The 20,665-nt window shown below is 68.6% G+C and carries 16 protein-coding genes and 1 rRNA gene; 13 read left to right on the top strand and 4 right to left on the bottom strand.

What is annotated here, in order from left to right; genetic code table 11:
- Positions 1 to 12 precede the first annotated feature (12 nt).
- The 3 genes from mycP to OG357_RS10390 all read left to right on the top strand — a co-directional run bounded on the left by mycP (position 13) and on the right by OG357_RS10390 (position 2,145).
- Entirely contained in the window at positions 13 to 1,272 is a 1,260-nt protein-coding gene (gene mycP, locus OG357_RS10400) for a type VII secretion-associated serine protease mycosin (RefSeq protein WP_329620886.1), read from the top strand.
- A 190-nt stretch (positions 1,273 to 1,462) separates the two neighbouring features.
- Positions 1,463 to 1,810 carry a WXG100 family type VII secretion target gene (locus OG357_RS10395; RefSeq protein ID WP_329620885.1) on the top strand — a complete coding sequence of 116 codons (348 nt, stop codon included), beginning with the start codon at positions 1,463 to 1,465 and terminating at the stop codon, positions 1,808 to 1,810.
- A gap of 47 nt (positions 1,811 to 1,857) precedes the next feature.
- Positions 1,858 to 2,145 (top strand): WXG100 family type VII secretion target, encoded by a 288-nt coding sequence (locus OG357_RS10390; RefSeq protein ID WP_317599698.1) that lies wholly within the window; start codon positions 1,858 to 1,860, stop codon positions 2,143 to 2,145.
- 66 nt (positions 2,146 to 2,211) lie between these two features.
- Here the strand turns inward: OG357_RS10390 and OG357_RS10385 are convergent, their stop codons facing one another.
- Together OG357_RS10385 and eccCa are read right to left on the bottom strand one after the other, a co-directional pair.
- Positions 2,212 to 2,511: a DUF397 domain-containing protein gene (locus tag OG357_RS10385; RefSeq protein WP_443066659.1), complete on the bottom strand. Its 300-nt coding sequence runs from the start codon at positions 2,509 to 2,511 to the stop codon at positions 2,212 to 2,214.
- Positions 2,512 to 2,589: 78 nt separating this feature from the next.
- The gene (gene eccCa / locus OG357_RS10380; protein ID WP_329620884.1) at positions 2,590 to 6,543 is read right to left on the bottom strand and encodes a type VII secretion protein EccCa; all 3,954 of its coding nucleotides are present in this window, start codon (positions 6,541 to 6,543) and stop codon (positions 2,590 to 2,592) included.
- Between the two features lie 184 nt (positions 6,544 to 6,727).
- Between eccCa and eccD the strand changes: the two genes are divergently transcribed.
- The 6 genes from eccD (at position 6,728) to OG357_RS10350 (ending at position 13,814) form a co-directional block, all read left to right on the top strand.
- Entirely contained in the window at positions 6,728 to 8,206 is a 1,479-nt protein-coding gene (gene eccD / locus OG357_RS10375) for a type VII secretion integral membrane protein EccD (RefSeq protein ID WP_329620883.1), read from the top strand.
- A gap of 203 nt (positions 8,207 to 8,409) precedes the next feature.
- Positions 8,410 to 8,700, top strand: coding sequence for a 30S ribosomal protein S15 (gene rpsO, locus OG357_RS10370; protein WP_024758243.1), 291 nt, complete (start codon positions 8,410 to 8,412; stop codon positions 8,698 to 8,700).
- 281 nt (positions 8,701 to 8,981) lie between these two features.
- Positions 8,982 to 11,198, top strand: a complete 2,217-nt coding sequence (locus tag OG357_RS10365; RefSeq protein ID WP_329620882.1) for a polyribonucleotide nucleotidyltransferase — start codon at positions 8,982 to 8,984, stop codon at positions 11,196 to 11,198.
- Positions 11,195 to 12,574 carry a M16 family metallopeptidase gene (locus OG357_RS10360; protein WP_329620881.1) on the top strand — a complete coding sequence of 460 codons (1,380 nt, stop codon included), beginning with the start codon at positions 11,195 to 11,197 and terminating at the stop codon, positions 12,572 to 12,574. Before OG357_RS10365 ends, OG357_RS10360 begins: the two co-directional genes overlap by 4 nt.
- Positions 12,575 to 12,603: 29 nt before the next feature.
- Positions 12,604 to 13,356, top strand: coding sequence for a 4-hydroxy-tetrahydrodipicolinate reductase (gene dapB / locus OG357_RS10355; RefSeq protein WP_329620880.1), 753 nt, complete (start codon positions 12,604 to 12,606; stop codon positions 13,354 to 13,356).
- 5 nt (positions 13,357 to 13,361) lie between these two features.
- Positions 13,362 to 13,814 carry a hypothetical protein gene (locus tag OG357_RS10350; protein WP_267046171.1) on the top strand — a complete coding sequence of 151 codons (453 nt, stop codon included), beginning with the start codon at positions 13,362 to 13,364 and terminating at the stop codon, positions 13,812 to 13,814.
- On the opposite strand, the gene OG357_RS10345 is transcribed toward OG357_RS10350, so the two are convergent.
- Positions 13,804 to 14,364, bottom strand: a complete 561-nt coding sequence (locus OG357_RS10345) for a hypothetical protein (protein ID WP_329620879.1) — start codon at positions 14,362 to 14,364, stop codon at positions 13,804 to 13,806. The genes OG357_RS10350 and OG357_RS10345 overlap by 11 nt on opposite strands.
- A 54-nt stretch (positions 14,365 to 14,418) precedes the next feature.
- Positions 14,419 to 14,658 (bottom strand): hypothetical protein, encoded by a 240-nt coding sequence (locus tag OG357_RS10340; RefSeq protein ID WP_317599711.1) that lies wholly within the window; start codon positions 14,656 to 14,658, stop codon positions 14,419 to 14,421.
- Positions 14,659 to 14,834: 176 nt separating this feature from the next.
- Between OG357_RS10340 and thyX the strand changes: the two genes are divergently transcribed.
- From thyX to OG357_RS10320, 4 genes are all read left to right on the top strand, one after another.
- Complete coding sequence (thyX, locus tag OG357_RS10335; protein ID WP_317599712.1) at positions 14,835 to 15,575, top strand: FAD-dependent thymidylate synthase; 741 nt, start codon at positions 14,835 to 14,837, stop codon at positions 15,573 to 15,575.
- A 180-nt stretch (positions 15,576 to 15,755) separates the two neighbouring features.
- Positions 15,756 to 16,655: a 4-hydroxy-tetrahydrodipicolinate synthase gene (gene dapA / locus OG357_RS10330; RefSeq protein WP_329620878.1), complete on the top strand. Its 900-nt coding sequence runs from the start codon at positions 15,756 to 15,758 to the stop codon at positions 16,653 to 16,655.
- Positions 16,656 to 16,755: 100 nt separating this feature from the next.
- Complete coding sequence (locus tag OG357_RS10325; protein ID WP_317599716.1) at positions 16,756 to 18,441, top strand: ribonuclease J; 1,686 nt, start codon at positions 16,756 to 16,758, stop codon at positions 18,439 to 18,441.
- A gap of 521 nt (positions 18,442 to 18,962) precedes the next feature.
- A 16S ribosomal RNA gene (locus OG357_RS10320) occupies positions 18,963 to 20,488 on the top strand.
- The last annotated feature ends 177 nt before the right edge of the window (positions 20,489 to 20,665 follow it).

The raw sequence follows: 20,665 nt of genomic DNA, 5'->3' as shown, positions 1-20,665 counted from the left end.
GGGGTGGCACCGGTGACGACGACGTATCGCACGGCGGCCGCCCTGCTGACCGCCGCCACCCTGACGGGCCTGCTCGCGGCGCCCGCGGCGGCGGTGGCGCCCGGACCGGATCCCTGGGCCCTCGACGGCAGCGGCGAGTGCACCTTCCCCATGAAGAAGCAGATCGAGGGCACCCCCTGGCCGCTCCAGCGGGTCCTCCTCGACGAGCTCTGGCAGCACACCAAGGGCAAGGGCGTCAGGGTCGCCGTCATCGACACCGGGGTCGACGACGTCAACCCACAGCTGCGCGACGCCGTCGACGCCAAGGCGGGCAAGGACTTTCTCAAGCCCGACCCGAAGAACCCCGGCTTCGGCGACGAGAAGCGCGGCAAGACCGACGGCACCGTCGACGACGTCGGCCACGGCACCAAGGTCGCCGGCATCATCGCGGCCCGCCCCGGCAAGGGCACCGGATTCGTCGGCCTCGCACCCGAGGCGACGATCATCCCGATCCGCCAGAACGACGAGAAGAACAGCGGCAAGTCCGACACGATGGCCAAGGCGATCGACTGGGCCGTCGCCAAGGGCGCGAACGTCATCAACATCTCGCAGGACACCAGCCGGTCCCTCGAAGCCGACTCGCCCATGGCCGTCGCCATCGCCAAGGCGATCGAGAAGAAGATCGTGGTCGTCGCCTCCGCCGGCAACGACGGCATGGACGGCAAGCGCAAGAAGACCTACCCGGCCGCCTTCCCCGGGGTCCTGGCCGTCGCCTCCTCCGACCGGAACAACGAACGGGCCGACTTCTCCCAGGCCGGCCCCATGGTGGGCATCGCCGCCCCCGGCGTCGACATGGTCTCCACCGTCCCCGGCGGCGGTCAGTGCGTCGACAACGGTACGAGCTTCTCCGCCCCGTACGTCGCCGGCGTCGCCGCCCTCCTCAAGGCCAGGTACCCGGAATGGTCCGCCGCCCAGATCGTCGCCCGGATCGAGCAGACCGCCGTCCGTTCCGTCAACGGCCGTGACGACTACGTCGGTTGGGGGGTGGTCGACCCGGTCAAGGCGCTCGCCGACGCACCGCCGGGGACGCCGCCCTCCGCGCCCACGCCCGATCCCGGCCCGCCCAAACCGCCGGCGCCCGAGCCTGCCCGCCTGGCGCTGTCGGAGACTCCCCAGGAGCGCTCCGAACGGCTCGCCACCTATGCGTTGGGGATCGGAGGTGTGCTGGTGGCCGTGGTCGCCGGGACCGCCACCGTGATCCGCGACAGCCGCCGCAGAAGGGGGGTTCGTTGAAAGGCCCACCGGCCAAGTATCCGGTCCCTCCTTTGCAGTTGGAACTGCCGCCGTCAATGGCTAAAGTGACCGTCGGGGGCACGGCAGTGCGAACCCAGCACGGGGGCGGCATCAGAAGATTCCCGTCCGCATCACGAGCGGAAGGCCCGACGGCCCGGCCGTCGAAGCCACCGAAGGAAGAAGGGGCAAGATGTCGAAAGACCTGAACGTAACCAGTGCCGAACAAGTTCGGCTCGCAGGCCGGATCCAGGACTTCTCCGACGAGCTCCAGTCCCGCATCACCAACCTCAATGGCGTGGTCGACCGCGTCCAGGCGGGCTGGCAGGGCGCTGCGAGCAAGGAGTACGACCGGGTTCAGAACGACCTGAACCAGCGTCTGCGCAGCATGCGCGCCGAGCTCTCCAAGCTCGAAGAGATGATGCGCATGAGCGCCGACGGGTTCTCGCGCGAGGAGGAGGACCGCCTGCGGTCCTTCCGCACGATGGACGAAAGCGGCGGCGCGGGCGGCGGCGGCCAGAGCGCCATCCTCGGCGTCTGAGCCACTCACCAGTCCTCCGCGCCACTCTCACTTCAGGAGTCAACACCATGACCACTGCGGTCAATTACGACACCGTGACGCAGGCGGCGGCCGACACCCGCCTGACCTCCACCACGCTCACCCAGAAGCTGGACGACCTCATGGCCGAGGTCAACCGCGTCGCCAACAACTGGGAGGGTGAGGCCAAGATCGCGTACCGCGAGACGCAGGACCGCCTGACCCGCGACATGGCCGGCATGAACCAGGACCTGGCGCGCATCGCCCAGCTCCTGGACGAGTCGGTCGCCGGCTACCAGGACACCGACCGGGGCAACGCCGCCCGGTTCCGCATGTGACATCCCGCGGACGCACGTGAGGGGGTGGCCCGTTCCGACGGGCCACCCCCTCACGCGTATCCCTGGCTACCGCAGGTCGAACTCGCCGTCCCTGGCGCCGAGGACGAACGCGTCCCACTCGGCCTTCGTGTAGCGCAGCACCGTCTCCTTGTCGAGCGACGAACGCATCGCCACCGCCCCCTCGGGCAGCCGCGCGATCTCCACCCGCTCCTCGTCCGGACTGGTCCCCGGAGCGCCCTCCCACTCGACGCCGGAGATGTCGAGCGCGTACAGCTCGTCCTTCTGCCGCTGCTTCTCGGCGGCACGGGCGCTGTCGGCGGCGCTCACCGGGGAGTCGTCGGTGGTGGTGGCCTGTGCGTCGGTCATCGGCGCTTTCCCTTCGCGGTGGTACGGCGGTCCCTTCCACAGTAGTGGGACCGCCGCACCCGAACGGCGGGAAATCACTCAGTGCTGTTCCGGCAGCCAGCCCAGCTGCACCAGCGGCGTCCCCCGCTTGCGCGAGACGAACGTGGCCCGGCCCGGAGGCATCGGCCGCGCCCGGACACTGCCGAGGATGTCGCCCTCCTGCGGATCGCCGGAGAGGATCACGCCCTGCGCGCCCAGCTCCCTCATGCGCTGCATGAACGGCTCGTACATCGCCCGTGAGGCACCGGCCTGGTTGCGCGCCACGATGAACCGGATGCCGACGTCCCGCGCGAACGGCAGGTTCTCGACGAGGACCGCCAGCGGGTTGCCCGAGTTGGTGGCCACCAGCTCGAAGTCGTCGATCAGCACGAACAGCTGAGGCCCCGTCCACCAGCTCCGGTCGCGCAGCTGCTGCGGCGTGATGTCCGGCTTGGGCGCCCGCTTCGTCATCACCGTGTTGATGGCCTCCATGTGCATCTGCATGGCCGACGCCATCGGCGCGTACTCCAGGAGGTGCGAGGGCGCGACCGCCTCCAGCATCGTCCGCCGGTAGTCGCCCACCACGATCCGCGCCTGCTCCGGCGTGTACCGCTCGCACAGCTGCTTGGCGATCAGCCGGAGCAGCCCCGTCTTGCCGGACTCGCTCTCACCGAAGACCAGGAAGAACGGATCCGACTCGAAGTCGACGAACACCGGTTCCAGGTTCGTCTCGTCGATGCCGATCGCGATGCCGTGCTGCGGGTACTCGAAGCCCTTCGGCAACTGCTCCGCCGGCAGCCTGCGCGGCAGGAGCCGCACCGCCGGGGCCGGAGCCCCGGTCCAGCTCGCCCGCACGGCCTGGACGAACGCCGCCGTGCCCTCCGAGAGATCGGCACCCGAGCTCGATCCGTCGATCCGCGGCAGCGCGCCCATGAAGTGCAGCTTCTCCGCCACCTGGCCGCGCCCCGGCACCCCGGGCGGCACGTTCGCCGCGACCTTGCGGTCGAACTCGGAGTCCATGACGTCACCGAGCCGCAGTTCGAGCCGGCCCAGCATCTGGTCCTTGAGCGCCGCCCGCACCTCCATGTACCGGGAGGCGGTGATCACCACGTGGATGCCGTAGCCCAGACCGCGCGCGGCGATGTCGGAGACGATCGGCTCCAGCGTGTCGTAGTCGTTGCGGAAGCCGCCCCAGCCGTCCACGACCAGGAAGACGTCGCCCCAGGCCTCGCCCGGCAGTTCACCCGCGGCCCGCTTGCGCCGGTAGGTCGTCATCGAGTCGATGGAGTGCGAACGGAAGAACTCCTCACGGCGGTTGAGGACCCCCAGGACCTCCGCGACCGTACGCCGCACCCGCTCCGGGTCGAGTCGCGACGCCACCCCGCCGACATGCGGCAGATCGGCGAGCGAGATCATGCCGCCACCGCCGAAGTCCAGGCAGTAGAACTGCACTTCGGCCGGGGTGTGGGTGAGCGCGAACGACGAGACGAGCGTCCGCATCAGCGTCGACTTGCCGGACTGCGGACCGCCGACCACCATCATGTGACCGGCCGCGCCGGAGAAGTCCCGGTACAGCACCTCACGCCGCTGCTCGAACGGCTTGTCGATGAGCCCGAGCGGCACCGTGAGCCCGCCCTGACGCGTGTACTCCGTCGCCGTGAGCCCCCGGTCCGCCGTCTGCGCGAGCCCGGGAAGCAGCTGGTCGAGCGAGGGCGCCTGGTCGAGCGGCGGCAGCCACACCTGGTGCGCCGGCACGCCCTGACCCTCCAGACGCCGCACGATCACGTCGAGGACCGTGTCCGCGAGCGCGTCGTCCTCCTCGGCACGCTGCGCCGTGAGGTAGGCCGGGTCCGGGGCCGCGTACACCACGGGCACCGGCGACGCCGTGAACAGCGCGGGCCGCCGCTCCACCGGCAGCTGCCCGATCTCCAGACGAGGCCCGCCCGACCGGTGCGTCCCCGAGACGTACGCCGCCTTGAAGCGGGTCATCTCGTCCGTACCGAACTTCAGATAGCCCGAACCGGGCACCGACGGCAGGTGGTACGCGTCCGGCACACCGATAGCCGTCCGCGACTCCGCCGCCGAGAAGGTCCGCAGACCGATCCGGTACGAGAGGTACGTGTCGAGGCCCCGCAGCTTGCCCTCCTCCAGGCGCTGCGAGGCGAGCAGCAGATGCACACCCAGCGAACGGCCGATCCGGCCGATCTGGATGAACATGTCGATGAAGTCCGGCTTGGCGGTGAGGAGTTCCGAGAACTCGTCGATCACCAGGACCAGCGAGGCCAGCGGCTCCAGCGGAGCACCCGCCGCCCGCGCCTTCTCGTAGTCGTGGATGTTGGCGTAGTTGCCCGCCGACCGCAGCAGCTCCTGACGGCGCTGCAGCTCGCCGCGGATCGCGTCGCCCATGCGGTCGACCAGCGTCAGGTCGTCCGACAGGTTGGTGATGACCGCCGCCACGTGCGGCATCTGGGACATACCCGCGAAGGTCGCACCACCCTTGAAGTCCGCGAGGACGAAGTTCAGCGTCTCCGAGGAGTGCGTCACCGCGAGACCGAGGACGAGCGTCCGCAGCAGCTCCGACTTGCCGGAACCCGTCGCGCCCACGCACAGACCGTGCGGGCCCATGCCCTCCTGCGCGGCCTCCTTAAGGTCCAGCATGACCGGCTGGCCGTCCTCGCCGACACCGATCGGCACCCGGAGCCGCTCGGCGACCGTCCGCGGCCGCCACGTCCGTGCCACGTCCACCGACTCCGCGTCCCCGAGGTTCAGCAGGTCGGTGAAGTCCAGATTGGCGAGCAGCGGCTCGTCGTCGTCCCCGCCGCCCATTCGCAGCGGAGCCAGCTGCCGGGCCAGCGCCTCGGCCGCCGGCAGCGAGATGCCGTCCGGCACCCCCTCGTACGCGAAGCCGCCGCCGAACTCCAGACTCAGCCGCCCCGGCCGTACCACCACCGAAAGACCACCGCGCGGCTCGTCGAGCTCGCCCGAGACGACCTCCACGATCGTCACGCCCTGAAGACCCTCGGCCGCCGCGAGCAGCGAGTCCGGCGGCACCATCCCGCCGTCCAGGACCACGACCACGTGCGGCTGGTCCAGGACCGGCTGGTTGTCCCGGGAGAACCGGGGCCGCCCGTCCAGCTTCGACCGGACCAGGTTCTCCAGTTCGCCCAGGTCGTCACCGAACAGCCGCTTCGTACCGGCCCCGTCGACCTGCCCGGGCACCTGCGTGTGCGGCAGCCACTTCGTCCAGTCCCACCGCTCCTGCGAAGCCCGCGCAGCGACCACCGCGAGCATCAGGTCGTCGGGGGAGTGCAGCGTCACCAGCTGCGCCACGAGAGCACGCGCCGCCGCCTGCGCCGACTCGGGCTCACCCGACACCGTCACGTGGTAGAACGCCCGCATCGAGACCGCCATCGGCAGCCCGTCCAACGTGCCGTGCACCGCGAGGAACTGCTGCATCGCACCCGCGCACAGCGGCTCCAGCTCGTCCACCGGAGCCGTGTCCGGCGCCACGAGCGCCGTCGCCAACTGCTGCGCCCCGAGCCCGATCCGCGCCTGCCCGAAGTCGTGGTCGCCCACCCGGCGCTCCCACACCCGCGAGCCCTCGGCCACGACCGACCACAACTGCTCGGGGGAGGGGTGCAGATACAGCTGCGCGTCCCGCTGCTTGCGCGCCGTGCGCCGGACCGTACGACGGGTCTGCGCGAGGTATTTGAGGTAGTCGCGGCGGACATCGGCCATTTGCCCCTGCGTACCGCGACGGAATCTGACGAACTGGGCGACGGCCATCGCGATCGTCGACACCAGCATCAGCGTGCCCATGATCTTCATGATCGCCGACGGCGTCATGAAGAAGAAGACCACCGAGGAACCCATGCCGAGCATCGGCAGGAGCTGCATCAACGCCGACTCCTGCTGCCCCCGCGGAAGTTCCGGCGGAGACTCCAGGACGAGTTCCTCACCGGGCACTTCCGGCGGAAGCGCCCTCGGCGGGCGTTTGACGACGATCTGGCTCACCGGCGCATCAATCCCTCGTAGGAGGCGGGCTCGTGGCGGGAGCTTCCGCGCCGGCACCCCGGTCGGCGGCCGGGCGCGCGGACTTCCCCCATGGGACGGCGATCCTACTTGCAGCCCCCACCGGCCGTCCCCGGTAGGGTGGCGCGCGCATCGTGCGCAACCGCGAATCAGGGGGTCCAGACACGTGAGTACGACCGCAGCGACCGGTTTCTGCCGCGTCACCGTCGTGGCGCCGGACAGCCGCATCGACGTCGCGCTCCCGGAGGACATCGCCGTCGCCGACGTCTACCCGGAGATCCTGCGGCTCACCGGGCAGACGCAAACGGCGGGCACCCCGACCGGCTACCACCTGGTGCGCCGCGACGGGTCCGTCCTCGACGGCGCCCGCACCCTCGCCGCCCAGCAGGTCCTCGACGGCGAGGTGCTCTCCCTGCGCCCCTTCGCGCAGTCCCTGCCGCCGGCGGTCTACGACGACGTCTCCGACGCCGTCGCCTCCGCCGTCACCCGCGACCGGCACCTCTGGGGCGACGAGCTGCTGCGCGGCGCCGGTCTCGTCGGCGGCGTCCTGCTGCTCGTGCTCATGGGCTTCGTGCTCTGGTTCGCGGACCCGATCCGCCACGACATGCACAGCCTGCCCGGGATCATCGCGGGCGCCGCGGGCTTCCTCCTCACCGCCTTCGCAGGCGTCCGGGCCCGCGTCTACGCGGACCGGGCGACCGCCGTCGCCCTGGGCCTCGGCGCCCTGCCGCTGCTGCTCATCGCGGGCTCCGGCATCGTCGCCCCCGGCGCGACGGAGGGCCCCGGCCGCCTCCAGTTCCTGCTGGGCTGCGTCACCGTCCTCGTCGCCTCCGTGGCCCTCGTCGCGCTCACCCCGAGCGGAGACGCCCCCTTCGTCGCGGCGACCTTCCTCGCGACCGTCGGCACCCTCGCCACCTTCGTGATGATCCTCACCGAGAGCACCGCGACGGAGACCGCCGCCGTCTGCGCCCCCGTCGCCATCGGCATGGTCGCCTTCCTGCCCGGCCTCTCCGCCCGCTTCGCCCGGCTCCCCATCGGCTACGCCGCCCCGCGCAGCGCCGCCGACGACGAGTTCCTCGGCGAATCGCAGCAGCAGAACAACGACGAGGACCGCGCCGTCGACGGCGAGCGCATCGCGCTCCAGGCCCGCCGCGGCCACGAGATGCTCCTCGGCCTGGTCGGCGGCTGCGCGGCCGTCGTCGTCGGCTCCGCCGCGGTCCTCGGCTTCGCCGGAAACCTCTGGGGCCAGTTCCTCGCCCTCGCCTCGGGCCTGGCGATGCTGCTCCGCGCCCGCCTCTTCCGCTACACCTCGCAGGTCGCCTGCGTCCTGGTCGCCGGCATCGCCGCCATCGCGCTGCTCGTCCTCGGCCTCTCCCTCAACCCGCCGCTCGACCTGGTCAAGGACCTCCTCATGTACGGGGACCGCGGCGGCCTCGACATCCGTACGATCTGGCTCACCGTCGCCGTCGCCGCCGGCGCCGCGCTGATCACCGCCATCGGCCTGATCATCCCGAAGAAGGGCCTCTCGCCCTTCTGGGGCCGCCTCCTCGACCTCGCCGAGGGCTTCGTCCTCCTCTCCCTCGTCCCCCTCTGTCTCGCCGTGCTCGACGTCTTCATGGCGGTCCGCTCCCTCACCAGCAAATAGCACCGCGCGCGGTCGGGCTCCGCCGAACTGGTACGCTGTGTGACGGCCGTTTGTGTACGCGCTCCCGGAAGACCCCCGACCTGGTCGGGAAAGCCTCTGGAAGCTGCGCCCATCGGACCTTCGCCCGCCGAGTCACGGAAGCTTCCCCTGAGATCTAGACCAGGGGCACTCGCGGACGCACGAACACCTAAGAGGAGATCAGCGTGGCTCTCGACGCCGCTGTCAAGAAGCAGATCATGACCGAGTTCGGCCAGAAGGAGGGCGACACCGGCTCTCCCGAGGTCCAGGTCGCCATGCTCTCCCGTCGCATCTCGGACCTGACCGAGCACCTCAAGCAGCACAAGCACGACCACCACTCCCGTCGTGGTCTGCTGATCCTGGTCGGCCAGCGCCGCCGCCTGCTGCAGTACTTGGCCAAGAAGGACATCCAGCGCTTCCGTGCCCTGGTCGACCGCCTCGGCATCCGCCGCGGTGCGGCCGGCGGCGCCAAGTAAGGACGCCGTGAAGGGAGCGGTTCCCACTTTCAGGGGGCCGCTCCCTTTGCTGTACGTGCACAAAGTGCACACAGGCACTTAGTCTGGTCGCACAACCCCATACGACGGACGAGCGAGGAGCCGCCGGCTCGCCGCCGGTCCTCGGTAGTGGCCCCCGGAAGATGCCGGGTGCTTCGATCGAAGACCGGCCCGCACCCAAGGCGCGTCTCTCCGCCCCGTCGACACCGTCCCCGGCCACACGGGCCCCGGACGCAAAGACGAACACGTAGGAGAAACCACTAGTGGAGAACGAGACCCACTACGCCGAGGCCGTCATCGACAACGGCACCTTCGGTACCCGCACCATCCGCTTCGAGACGGGCCGTCTCGCCAAGCAGGCCGCCGGCTCCGCCGTCGCCTACCTGGACGACGACACGATGGTCCTCTCGGCGACCACCGCCTCGAAGCGCCCCAAGGACCAGCTCGACTTCTTCCCTCTCACGGTGGACGTCGAGGAGCGGCAGTACGCGGCCGGCAAGATCCCCGGCTCCTTCTTCCGCCGGGAGGGCCGCCCCTCCGAGGACGCGATCCTCACCTGCCGCCTGATCGACCGCCCGCTGCGCCCTTCCTTCAAGAAGGGCCTGCGCAACGAGATCCAGATCGTCGAGACGATCATGGCGCTCAACCCCGACCACCTCTACGACGTGGTCGCGATCAACGCCGCCTCCGCTTCCACGATCCTGGCGGGCCTGCCCTTCTCCGGCCCCATCGGCGCCACCCGCGTCGCCCTGATCAAGGGCCAGTGGGTCGCCTTCCCGACGCACACCGAGCTCGAGGACGCGGTCTTCGACATGGTGGTCGCCGGTCGCGTCCTGGAGGACGGCGACGTCGCGATCATGATGGTCGAGGCCGAGGCCACCGAGAAGACCATCCAGCTCGTCGCGGACGGCGCGGAGGCTCCCACCGAGGAGATCGTCGCCGCCGGCCTCGAAGCCGCGAAGCCCTTCATCAAGACGCTCTGCAAGGCCCAGTCGGACCTCGCCGCCAAGGCCGCCAAGCCCACCGGCGAGTTCCCGGTCTTCCTGGACTACCAGGACGACGTCCTGGAGGCGCTCACCGCCGCCGTCAAGGGTGAGCTCACCAAGGCGCTCACCATCGCCGGCAAGCAGGACCGCGAGGCCGAGCTCGACCGCATCAAGGAGCTCGCCGCCGAGAAGCTTCTCCCGGCCTTCGAGGGCCGCGAGAAGGAGATCGCCGGTGCCTACCGCGCGCTGACCAAGAAGCTGGTCCGCGAGCGCGTCATCAAGGACAAGGTCCGCATCGACGGCCGTGGCCTCACGGACATCCGTACGCTCGCGGCCGAGGTCGAGGCCATCCCGCGCGTGCACGGCTCGGCGCTGTTCGAGCGTGGCGAGACCCAGATCCTGGGCGTCACCACCCTCAACATGCTCCGCATGGAGCAGCAGCTGGACACCCTCTCCCCGGTGACCCGCAAGCGCTACATGCACAACTACAACTTCCCGCCGTACTCCGTCGGCGAGACCGGCCGCGTGGGCTCGCCCAAGCGCCGCGAGATCGGCCACGGCGCGCTCGCCGAGCGCGCCATCGTGCCGGTCCTCCCGACCCGCGAGGAGTTCCCCTACGCGATCCGTCAGGTGTCCGAGGCCCTCGGCTCCAACGGCTCGACGTCCATGGGCTCGGTCTGCGCCTCCACCATGTCCCTGCTGAACGCCGGTGTGCCCCTCAAGGCCGCCGTCGCCGGTATCGCCATGGGTCTGATCTCCGAGGAGATCGACGGCAAGACGCACTACGTCGCCCTCACGGACATCCTCGGTGCCGAGGACGCGTTCGGCGACATGGACTTCAAGGTCGCCGGTACGAAGCAGTTCGTGACCGCGCTCCAGCTCGACACCAAGCTCGACGGCATCCCCGCCTCGGTCCTGGCCGCCGCGCTGAAGCAGGCCCGTGACGCGCGTCTGCACATCCTCGACGTGATGAACGAGGCGATCGACGTTCCGGACGAGATGTCCCCGAACGCGCCGCGCATCATCACCGTCAAGATCCCGGTGGACAAGATCGGTGAGGTCATCGGCCCCAAGGGCAAGATGATCAACCAGATCCAGGAGGACACCGGCGCCGACATCACGATCGAGGACGACGGCACCATCTACATCGGTGCCCAGCAGGGCTCGCAGGCCGAGGCCGCCCGCGCCACGATCAACGCGATCGCCAACCCGACCATGCCGGAGGTCGGCGAGCGCTACCTGGGTACGGTCGTCAAGACCACCACCTTCGGTGCGTTCGTCTCCCTGATGCCCGGCAAGGACGGTCTGCTGCACATCTCGCAGATCCGCAAGCTCGCCGGTGGCAAGCGCGTGGAGAACGTCGAGGACGTGCTCGCGATCGGCTCCAAGGTCCAGGTCGAGATCGCCGAGATCGACCAGCGCGGCAAGCTCTCCCTGATCCCCGTGATCGCGGACGAGGACGCTGCTGACGCGAAGGACGACACCGACCAGTGACGTCCCGTAGTTCCGTGACGACGGCCCGCCCCTCTTCGGAGGGGCGGGCCGTCGCCCGTACCCAAACGCTTCTCCCGGGCAAGGACGGCATCGGCACGGTCCGTCGCACGACCCTCCCCGGCGGCCTGCGGATCGTCACGGAGACCCTGCCCTCCGTGCGCTCCGCCACCTTCGGCATCTGGGCGCACGTCGGCTCCCGCGACGAGACGCCGAGCCTCAACGGCGCCACCCACTACCTGGAACACCTCCTCTTCAAGGGCACCCACAAGCGGTCCGCCCTCGACATCTCCGCCGCGATCGACGCGGTCGGCGGCGAGATGAACGCCTTCACGGCGAAGGAGTACACCTGCTACTACGCCCGGGTCCTCGACACCGACCTGCCGCTGGCGATCGACGTCGTCTGCGACATGCTCACCGGCGCGCTCGTCCTCGAAGAGGACGTGAACGCCGAGCGGGGAGTCATCCTCGAAGAGATCGCGATGACCGAGGACGACCCCGGCGACGTCGTGCACGACCTGTTCGCGCAGACGATGTTCGGCGACACCCCGCTGGGCCGCCCGGTCCTCGGCACCGTCGACACGGTCAACGCCCTCACCCGCGGCCAGATCGCCCGCTTCTACAAGAAGCACTACGACCCGACCCACCTGGTCGTCGCCGCCGCGGGCAACGTCGACCACGCCACGGTGGTCCGCCAGGTCCGCCGCGCCTTCGAGAAGGCCGGCGCCCTGACCCGTACCGACGCCGTCCCCGTCGCCCCCCGCGACGGCCGGCGCGTCATCCGTACGGCGGGCCGCGTCGAGCACCTGAACCGCAGGACCGAGCAGGCCCACGTGGTCCTCGGCATGCCGGGCCTGGCCCGCACCGACGAGCGCCGCTGGGCCCTCGGCGTGCTGAACACCGCCCTCGGCGGCGGCATGTCCTCCCGCCTCTTCCAGGAGGTCCGCGAGAAGCGCGGCCTGGCCTACAGCGTGTACTCGTACACCTCGGGCTTCGCCGACTGCGGCCTCTTCGGGGTGTACGCGGGCTGCCGCCCGAACCAGGTCCACGACGTGCTGAGGATCTGCCGGGACGAGCTCGACAAGGTCGCGTCCGAGGGACTCACGGACGAGGAGATCGTCCGCGCCGTCGGCCAGCTCCGCGGCTCGACCGTCCTCGGTCTCGAGGACACCGGCGCGCTCATGAACCGCATCGGCAAGAGCGAGCTGTGCTGGGGCACCCAGATGTCGGTCGACGACATGCTCACCCGGATCGCCGAGGTCACCCCGGACGACGTCCGGGCGGTCGCCCGCGATGTACTGGACCAGCGGCCCTCCCTGTCGGTGATAGGACCGCTGAAGGACAAGCAGGCGGACCGCCTCCACCAAGCGGTCTCCTGACCCCCGAGCCCTCTTAAGGAATCAGAGCAATGAGCAAGCTGCGCGTGGCGGTCCTCGGAGCCCAGGGCCGTATCGGCTCCGAGGCGGTCAGGGCCGTCGAAGCCGCCGAGGACATGGAACTGGTCGCCGCCCTCGGCCGGGGCGACAAGCTGGAGACGCTCGTCGAGGCGGGCGCCCAGGTCGTCGTCGAGCTGACCACCCCTGCCTCGGTGATGGACAACCTCGACTTCTGCGTGCGCCACGGCATCCACGCGGTGGTCGGCACCACCGGCTGGACCGAGGAGCGCCTCGCGCAGCTGCGGACCTGGCTCGCGGGCTCCCCGGAGACCGGCGTCCTCATCGCGCCGAACTTCTCCATCGGTGCGGTCCTCACCATGAAGTTCGCCCAGATCGCGGCCCCGTACTTCGAGTCGGTCGAGGTCGTCGAGCTGCACCACCCGCACAAGGTGGACGCCCCCTCGGGCACCGCCACCCGTACGGCTCAGCTGATCGCCGCGGCCCGCGCCGAGGCCGGCCTCGGCGCCCAGCCGGACGCCACCGCGACGGCCCTGGAGGGAGCGCGCGGCGCCGACGTCGACGGCGTCCGCGTCCACTCCGTACGCCTGGCGGGCCTCCTCGCCCACCAGGAGGTCCTGCTCGGCGGCGAGGGCGAGACCCTCACCGTCCGCCACGACTCGCTGCACCACTCCAGCTTCATGCCGGGCATCCTCCTGGGCGCCCGCCGCGTGACCACCGCCCCGGGCCTCACCTTCGGCCTGGAGCACTTCCTGGACCTGGGCTGACGGCCATGGGCGGAAAGATCACGTACGTCTTCCTCGCCACCGTCCTCGTCCTCGTCTTCGGCGTGGTGGCGATGGAGGGCGTGCTGCTCCTGCTCACCGGCGAACCCGCCGCCATGGGCATGGGCGCGGTGGCGTTCCTGCTGCCGGCCGTCGGCGGCTGGTTCCTCTGGAAGAACACCCGGTTCGCCCGGCAGGCCGGCCGCCTCGCCACCGAGCTGGAGGCCGAGGGCGGTCTGCCCGTCGACGAGCTGAAGCGGACGGAGGGCGGCCGGATCGACCGGGACTCGGCCGACGAGGTCTTCGCCCGGCGCAAGGCCGAGACGGAGGACTCCCCGGGGGACTGGCGCTGCTGGTTCCGGCTCGCGGTCGCCTACCACGACGCCCGCGACACCCCCAGGGCCCGCAAGGCGATGCAGCGGGCCATCGCCCTCCACGAGGGACGTACGGTCAGCGCGTAGCGGCCGGGACGACGCCGTACTCGGCGTTCCAGGCCTCGACCGTGTCGGCCGCGCGGTCGAAGGCCTCGACCCGGGAGAGGAAGTCGGCATTGTGGTCGGTGAGCAGCAGCAGCTGCTCACCACCCTGCCGGCCGAGCACCAGGGCCTGGCCCTGGACCGTGCGGGGGAGCCCCAGCCAGCGCACCGGCTGCTGCACGGTCCGTACGAAGGTCACCTTCGCCCACGGCACGGTGACGGTCCTGAGGAAGCCCACGCGCCGCACCCCGGCGCGGCTCACCCATGTGCCGACGCGGAGCATCCGCAGGGCGGCGAGGATGACGAGCACGGCGAGCGCGAGGGTCACACCGGCGGCGCCGAAGCCCCCGGCGGCGACGATGATCACGGCGGCGAGCAGCACGAACGAGGCGAGCAGCAGCGAGAGCGCCGCGGCTCCGACACGCCACGACCCCGGCCGGTACGGACGACGCCACTGATCGTGGTCGTCGAACGGCAGGGCGACGTGGTCGGTCGTGTCAAAAGCACGGTCGGCCGTCAGGAAGGGCAGGGGCACGACAGGTCCTCACTCACAAGCACGCTCGAAGGGGCAGTGCCCGGTGAGGCTACCTCAGCGGTTGTCGGAGGCTTCGGACTGCTGCTGATGAGTGGCGGCTTCCCCCGACTGGAGGGAGGGCATACCGAAGATCACCGAACCGACGAGGCCCGCGACGACGGTCAGCCCGATCAGCGTACGACCCACGATCTGCGAGGCGCTGAGACGCTCCCGGGGTGGCGGAGTGACGTTACTGCGGAAGTGGTCGGCCTCCGCGACGAACGCGAACGGTACGGCCTCTCTCCGGCGGAACATCAGCGCCACTCTCCTCTGTCGTCGTCGTGCTTCACCGGTACAGACGAGAGAACGGACACTTTGGTGCCCTATTTCACCAAAGCGGCCGAATCTCATCCTCGGGTAGGACGTCGCAAGGAGGACGTGAGGACGTCGTTAAAGTGGGCGCTGCAACACCCCGACTGGAAGGACCGCTGGTGACCGACACCCCCACCGAGAACGTGAAGATCGACTTCCGGAGCGACGTCACCGTTGATCTGGTCAAGAGCGCCGCGAGCGACTCCGACGTCCTCTGGGCGGCGCGTGTGTCCACGGCGGGGGAGCAGTCCCTCGAAGAGCTCCAGAAGGACCCGGAGCGTTCCAAGGGCCTGATCAACTACCTGATGCGGGACCGCCACGGCAGCCCCTTCGAGCACAACTCGATGACGTTCTTCATCAGCGCCCCGATCTTCGTGTTCCGCGAGTTCATGCGGCACCGCGTGGGCTGGTCGTACAACGAGGAATCGGGCCGCTACAGGGAGCTCCAGCCGGTCTTCTACGTCCCGGACACCTCCCGCAAGCTGGTCCAGGAGGGCCGCCCCGGCAAGTACGTCTTCGTCGAGGGCACCCAGGAACAGCACGACGTCGTCAGCCGCACGATGGAGGAGTCGTACCGGACGGCCTACGCCACGTACCAGGAGATGCTGGCCGCCGGCGTCGCCCGCGAGGTCGCCCGCTCGGTCCTTCCCGTCGGCCTCTTCTCCTCGATGTACGCCACGTGCAACGCGCGCTCGCTCATGCACTTCCTGGGCCTGCGCACCCAGCACGAGCTGGCCGCGGTCCCCTCCTTCCCGCAGCGGGAGATCGAGATGGTCGGCGAGAAGATGGAGGAGCACTGGGCCCGGCTGATGCCGCTGACCCACGCCGCCTTCAACAAGAACGGCCGTGTGGCCCCGTAGGGCACACATGTCCGAGCCACTCGTGCGAAGTGTCCGTATTGCGACGTTTCACGAAGTTCATCTAGGCTGATCAAACGGACCCGGCACTGCCTGAACCCCCGAGCAGGCAGTGCCGGGCTCCTCTTCTTCCTGTCCCCCCAGGGGGACACCCGGCGCTGAGCAGCGAGTAGCGTGTTACCCATGGCTCCGATCTCCACTCCGCAGACCCCCTTCGGGCGGGTCCTCACCGCCATGGTCACGCCCTTCACGGCGGACGGCGCACTCGACCTCGACGGTGCGCAGCGACTGGCCACCCATCTGGTGGACGCAGGCAACGACGGTCTTGTCATCAACGGCACCACCGGCGAGTCCCCCACCACCAGCGACGCGGAGAAATCGGAGCTGGTACGAGCTGTGCTGGAGGCGGTCGGAGACCGCGCCCACGTCGTGGCCGGCATCGGCACCAACGACACCCACCACACCCTCGAGCTCGCCCGCACCGCCGAGCGCGACGGCGCCCACGGCCTGCTCGCCGTGACGCCGTATTACAACAAGCCCTCGCAGGAGGGCCTCTACCGGCACTTCTCGGCCATCGCCGACGCCACCGAGCTCCCGGTGATGCTCTACGACATCCCCGGCCGCAGCGGCGTCCCGATCGACACCGAGACGCTCGTCCGGCTCGCCGACCACCCGCGCATCGTCGCCAACAAGGACGCCAAGGGCGACCTCGGCCGCGCCAGCTGGGCCATCGCCCGCTCCGGCCTCGCCTGGTACTCCGGCGACGACATGCTCAACCTGCCGCTGCTCTCGGTGGGCGCGTGCGGCTTCGTCTCGGTCGTCGGCCACATCGTCACCCCGGAGCTCCGCGCCCTCCTCGAAGCCCACCTGGGCGGCGAGGCGCAGAAGGCCACCGAGATCCACCAGCGACTCCTGCCGATCTACACCGGCATGTTCCGCACCCAGGGCGTCATGACCACCAAGGCCGCCCTCGCCCTCCAGGGCCTCCCGGCCGGCCCGCTGCGCCTTCCGCTCGTGGAGCTCTCCGCCGAGGAGACCGAGCAGCTCAAGGTCGACCTGGCCGCCGGCGGGGTAGAACTCTGACAACGGACTTCACAACTGAACACTGACAACAGCAAGTGCACGAATGTCATGCGCGCCACGTGCCAGAACGGCACGTGGCGCGCGTGGTGAGGAGAGTCTTTTGAGTCATCCGCATCCTGAACTCGGTGCCCCGCCGAAGCTCGCGAAGGGCGCCTTGCGCGTCACCCCGCTCGGCGGGCTCGGCGAGATCGGCCGGAACATGACGGTCTTCGAGTTCGACGGCCGTCTGCTCATCGTCGACTGCGGCGTCCTCTTCCCCGAAGAGGAGCAGCCGGGCGTCGACCTGATCCTGCCCGACTTCACCATCATCCGGGACCGTCTCGACGACGTCGAAGGCATCGTGCTCACGCACGGCCACGAGGACCACATCGGCGCCGTCCCCTACCTGCTCCGGCTCAAGCCGGACATCCCGCTCATCGGCTCCAAGCTGACCCTCGCGCTGATCGAGGCCAAGCTCCAGGAGCACCGCATCCGCCCCTACACCCTTGAGGTGAAGGAGGGCGACCGGGAGATCCTGGGTTCGTTCGACTGCGAGTTCATCGCGGTCAACCACTCCATCCCGGACGCGCTCGCGGTGGCCATCCGCACCCCCGCGGGCATGGCCGTCGCCACCGGCGACTTCAAGATGGACCAGCTTCCGCTGGACGGCCGCCTCACGGACCTCCACGCGTTCGCGCGTCTGAGCGAGGAGGGCATCGACCTCCTCCTCTCGGACTCCACGAACGCCGAGGTCCCGGGCTTCGTCCCGCCGGAGAAGGACATCTCCAACGTCCTGCGCACGGTCTTCGCGAACGCCCAGAAGCGCATCATCGTGGCCAGCTTCGCCAGCCACGTCCACCGCATCCAGCAGATCCTGGACGCCGCCCACGAGTACGGCCGCCGCGTCGCCTTCGTCGGCCGCTCCATGGTCCGCAACATGGGCATCGCCCGTGACCTGGGCTACCTGAAGGTCCCGGCCGGCCTGGTCGTCGACGTCAAGACCCTCGACGACCTCCCGGACGACGAGGTCGTGCTGGTCTGCACCGGCTCCCAGGGCGAGCCCATGGCGGCCCTGTCCCGCATGGCGAACCGCGACCACCAGATCCGGATCGTCCCCGGCGACACGGTCATCCTGGCCTCGTCCCTCATCCCGGGCAACGAGAACGCGGTCTACCGCGTGATCAACGGCCTGACCCGCTGGGGCGCGAACGTCGTCCACAAGGGCAACGCCAAGGTCCACGTCTCGGGCCACGCCTCGGCCGGCGAGCTGCTGTACTTCTACAACATCTGCCGACCGAAGAACCTCATGCCGGTCCACGGCGAGTGGCGCCACCTGCGCGCCAACGCCGAGCTCGGCGCGATGACGGGTATCCCCAAGGACCACATCGTCATCGCCGAGGACGGCGTCGTCGTCGACCTGATCGACGGCAAGGCCAAGATCGTCGGCAAGGTCCAGGCGGGTTACGTGTACGTCGACGGCCTCTCGGTCGGCGACGTCACCGAGGCCCACCTGAAGGACCGCCGGATCCTCGGCGACGAGGGCATCATCTCGGTCTTCGTGGTCGTGGACTCCTCGACCGGCAAGATCGTGAGCGGCCCGAACATCCACGCCCGCGGCTCCGGCATCGAGGACTCGGCGTTCGACGCCGTGATCCCCAAGGTCGACCAGGTCCTGAACAAGTCGGCCCAGGACGGCGTCGTCGAACCCCACCAGCTCCAGCAGCTGATCCGCCGCACCGTCGGCAAGTGGGTCTCCGACACCTACCGCCGGCGCCCGATGATCCTCCCGGTCGTCGTAGAGGTCTGAGCCTGACCAGCGCCACACCGGAGCGGGGCCCCTCGATTTGCATCGAGGCGCCCCGCTCCAGTACGTTTACGGCTCCGCCAGACCGGGAAGCCACGGCGCCGTCGTGCGCCAGTACGGGTGAACGGGAGGCGGAAATACCGACTCAGAACTTCTGATAAAGTCGGAACCGCCGAAAGGCCCCCGGAGTGAAAACAAAAGGGACCGGAAAGCACCGAGGAAATCGGATCGAAAAGATCTGATAGAGTCGGAAACGCAAGAACACGAAGTACCGAAGGGAAGCCCGGAGGAAAGCCCGAGAGGGTGAGTACGAAGGAAGCGTCCGTTCCTTGAGAACTCAACAGCGTGCCAAAAATCAACGCCAGATTAGTTGATACCCCGTCCATCTTCGGATGGTCGAGGTTCCTTTGAAAAAGTCCACCCCTAGCCGGGTGGCACACAGCGAGGACGCTGTGAACGATCGGTCTTATTCCGACTCGATCGTTCCGCTCAACGCGAGTGTATCGCCGGATTACCGGCAAACATTCACGGAGAGTTTGATCCTGGCTCAGGACGAACGCTGGCGGCGTGCTTAACACATGCAAGTCGAACGATGAAGCCCTTCGGGGTGGATTAGTGGCGAACGGGTGAGTAACACGTGGGCAATCTGCCCTTCACTCTGGGACAAGCCCTGGAAACGGGGTCTAATACCGGATAACACCGGCTTCCGCATGGGAGCTGGTTAAAAGCTCCGGCGGTGAAGGATGAGCCCGCGGCCTATCAGCTTGTTGGTGGGGTAATGGCCTACCAAGGCGACGACGGGTAGCCGGCCTGAGAGGGCGACCGGCCACACTGGGACTGAGACACGGCCCAGACTCCTACGGGAGGCAGCAGTGGGGAATATTGCACAATGGGCGAAAGCCTGATGCAGCGACGCCGCGTGAGGGATGACGGCCTTCGGGTTGTAAACCTCTTTCAGCAGGGAAGAAGCGAAAGTGACGGTACCTGCAGAAGAAGCGCCGGCTAACTACGTGCCAGCAGCCGCGGTAATACGTAGGGCGCAAGCGTTGTCCGGAATTATTGGGCGTAAAGAGCTCGTAGGCGGCTTGTCACGTCGGGTGTGAAAGCCCGGGGCTTAACCCCGGGTCTGCATCCGATACGGGCAGGCTAGAGTGTGGTAGGGGAGATCGGAATTCCTGGTGTAGCGGTGAAATGCGCAGATATCAGGAGGAACACCGGTGGCGAAGGCGGATCTCTGGGCCATTACTGACGCTGAGGAGCGAAAGCGTGGGGAGCGAACAGGATTAGATACCCTGGTAGTCCACGCCGTAAACGTTGGGAACTAGGTGTTGGCGACATTCCACGTCGTCGGTGCCGCAGCTAACGCATTAAGTTCCCCGCCTGGGGAGTACGGCCGCAAGGCTAAAACTCAAAGGAATTGACGGGGGCCCGCACAAGCAGCGGAGCATGTGGCTTAATTCGACGCAACGCGAAGAACCTTACCAAGGCTTGACATATACCGGAAAGCATTAGAGATAGTGCCCCCCTTGTGGTCGGTATACAGGTGGTGCATGGCTGTCGTCAGCTCGTGTCGTGAGATGTTGGGTTAAGTCCCGCAACGAGCGCAACCCTTGTCCTGTGTTGCCAGCATGCCCTTCGGGGTGATGGGGACTCACAGGAGACCGCCGGGGTCAACTCGGAGGAAGGTGGGGACGACGTCAAGTCATCATGCCCCTTATGTCTTGGGCTGCACACGTGCTACAATGGCCGGTACAAAGAGCTGCGATGCCGCGAGGCGGAGCGAATCTCAAAAAGCCGGTCTCAGTTCGGATTGGGGTCTGCAACTCGACCCCATGAAGTCGGAGTTGCTAGTAATCGCAGATCAGCATTGCTGCGGTGAATACGTTCCCGGGCCTTGTACACACCGCCCGTCACGTCACGAAAGTCGGTAACACCCGAAGCCGGTGGCCCAACCCCTTGTGGGAGGGAGCTGTCGAAGGTGGGACTGGCGATTGGGACGAAGTCGTAACAAGGTAGCCGTACCGGAAGGTGCGGCTGGATCACCTCCTTTCTAAGGAGCACAGTACCGATTGCAGACAAACGTTCTGCACGGTCAGCTCATGGGTGGAACGTTGATTAGTTGGCACGGTCTCAAGGATCTCCTCACAAGTACTGCTTCGGCGTGGAAAGTGACGGGGATGCGGAGGATCGTGCCTGGCACGTTGTTGGGTATCTGAGGGTACGGCCG

Source organism: Streptomyces sp. NBC_01255 (genome assembly GCF_036226445.1).
GTDB lineage: Bacteria > Actinomycetota > Actinomycetes > Streptomycetales > Streptomycetaceae > Streptomyces.
Note: the sequence above shows the minus strand (reverse complement) of the source record. Positions and strands in the feature narration are given on the sequence as shown.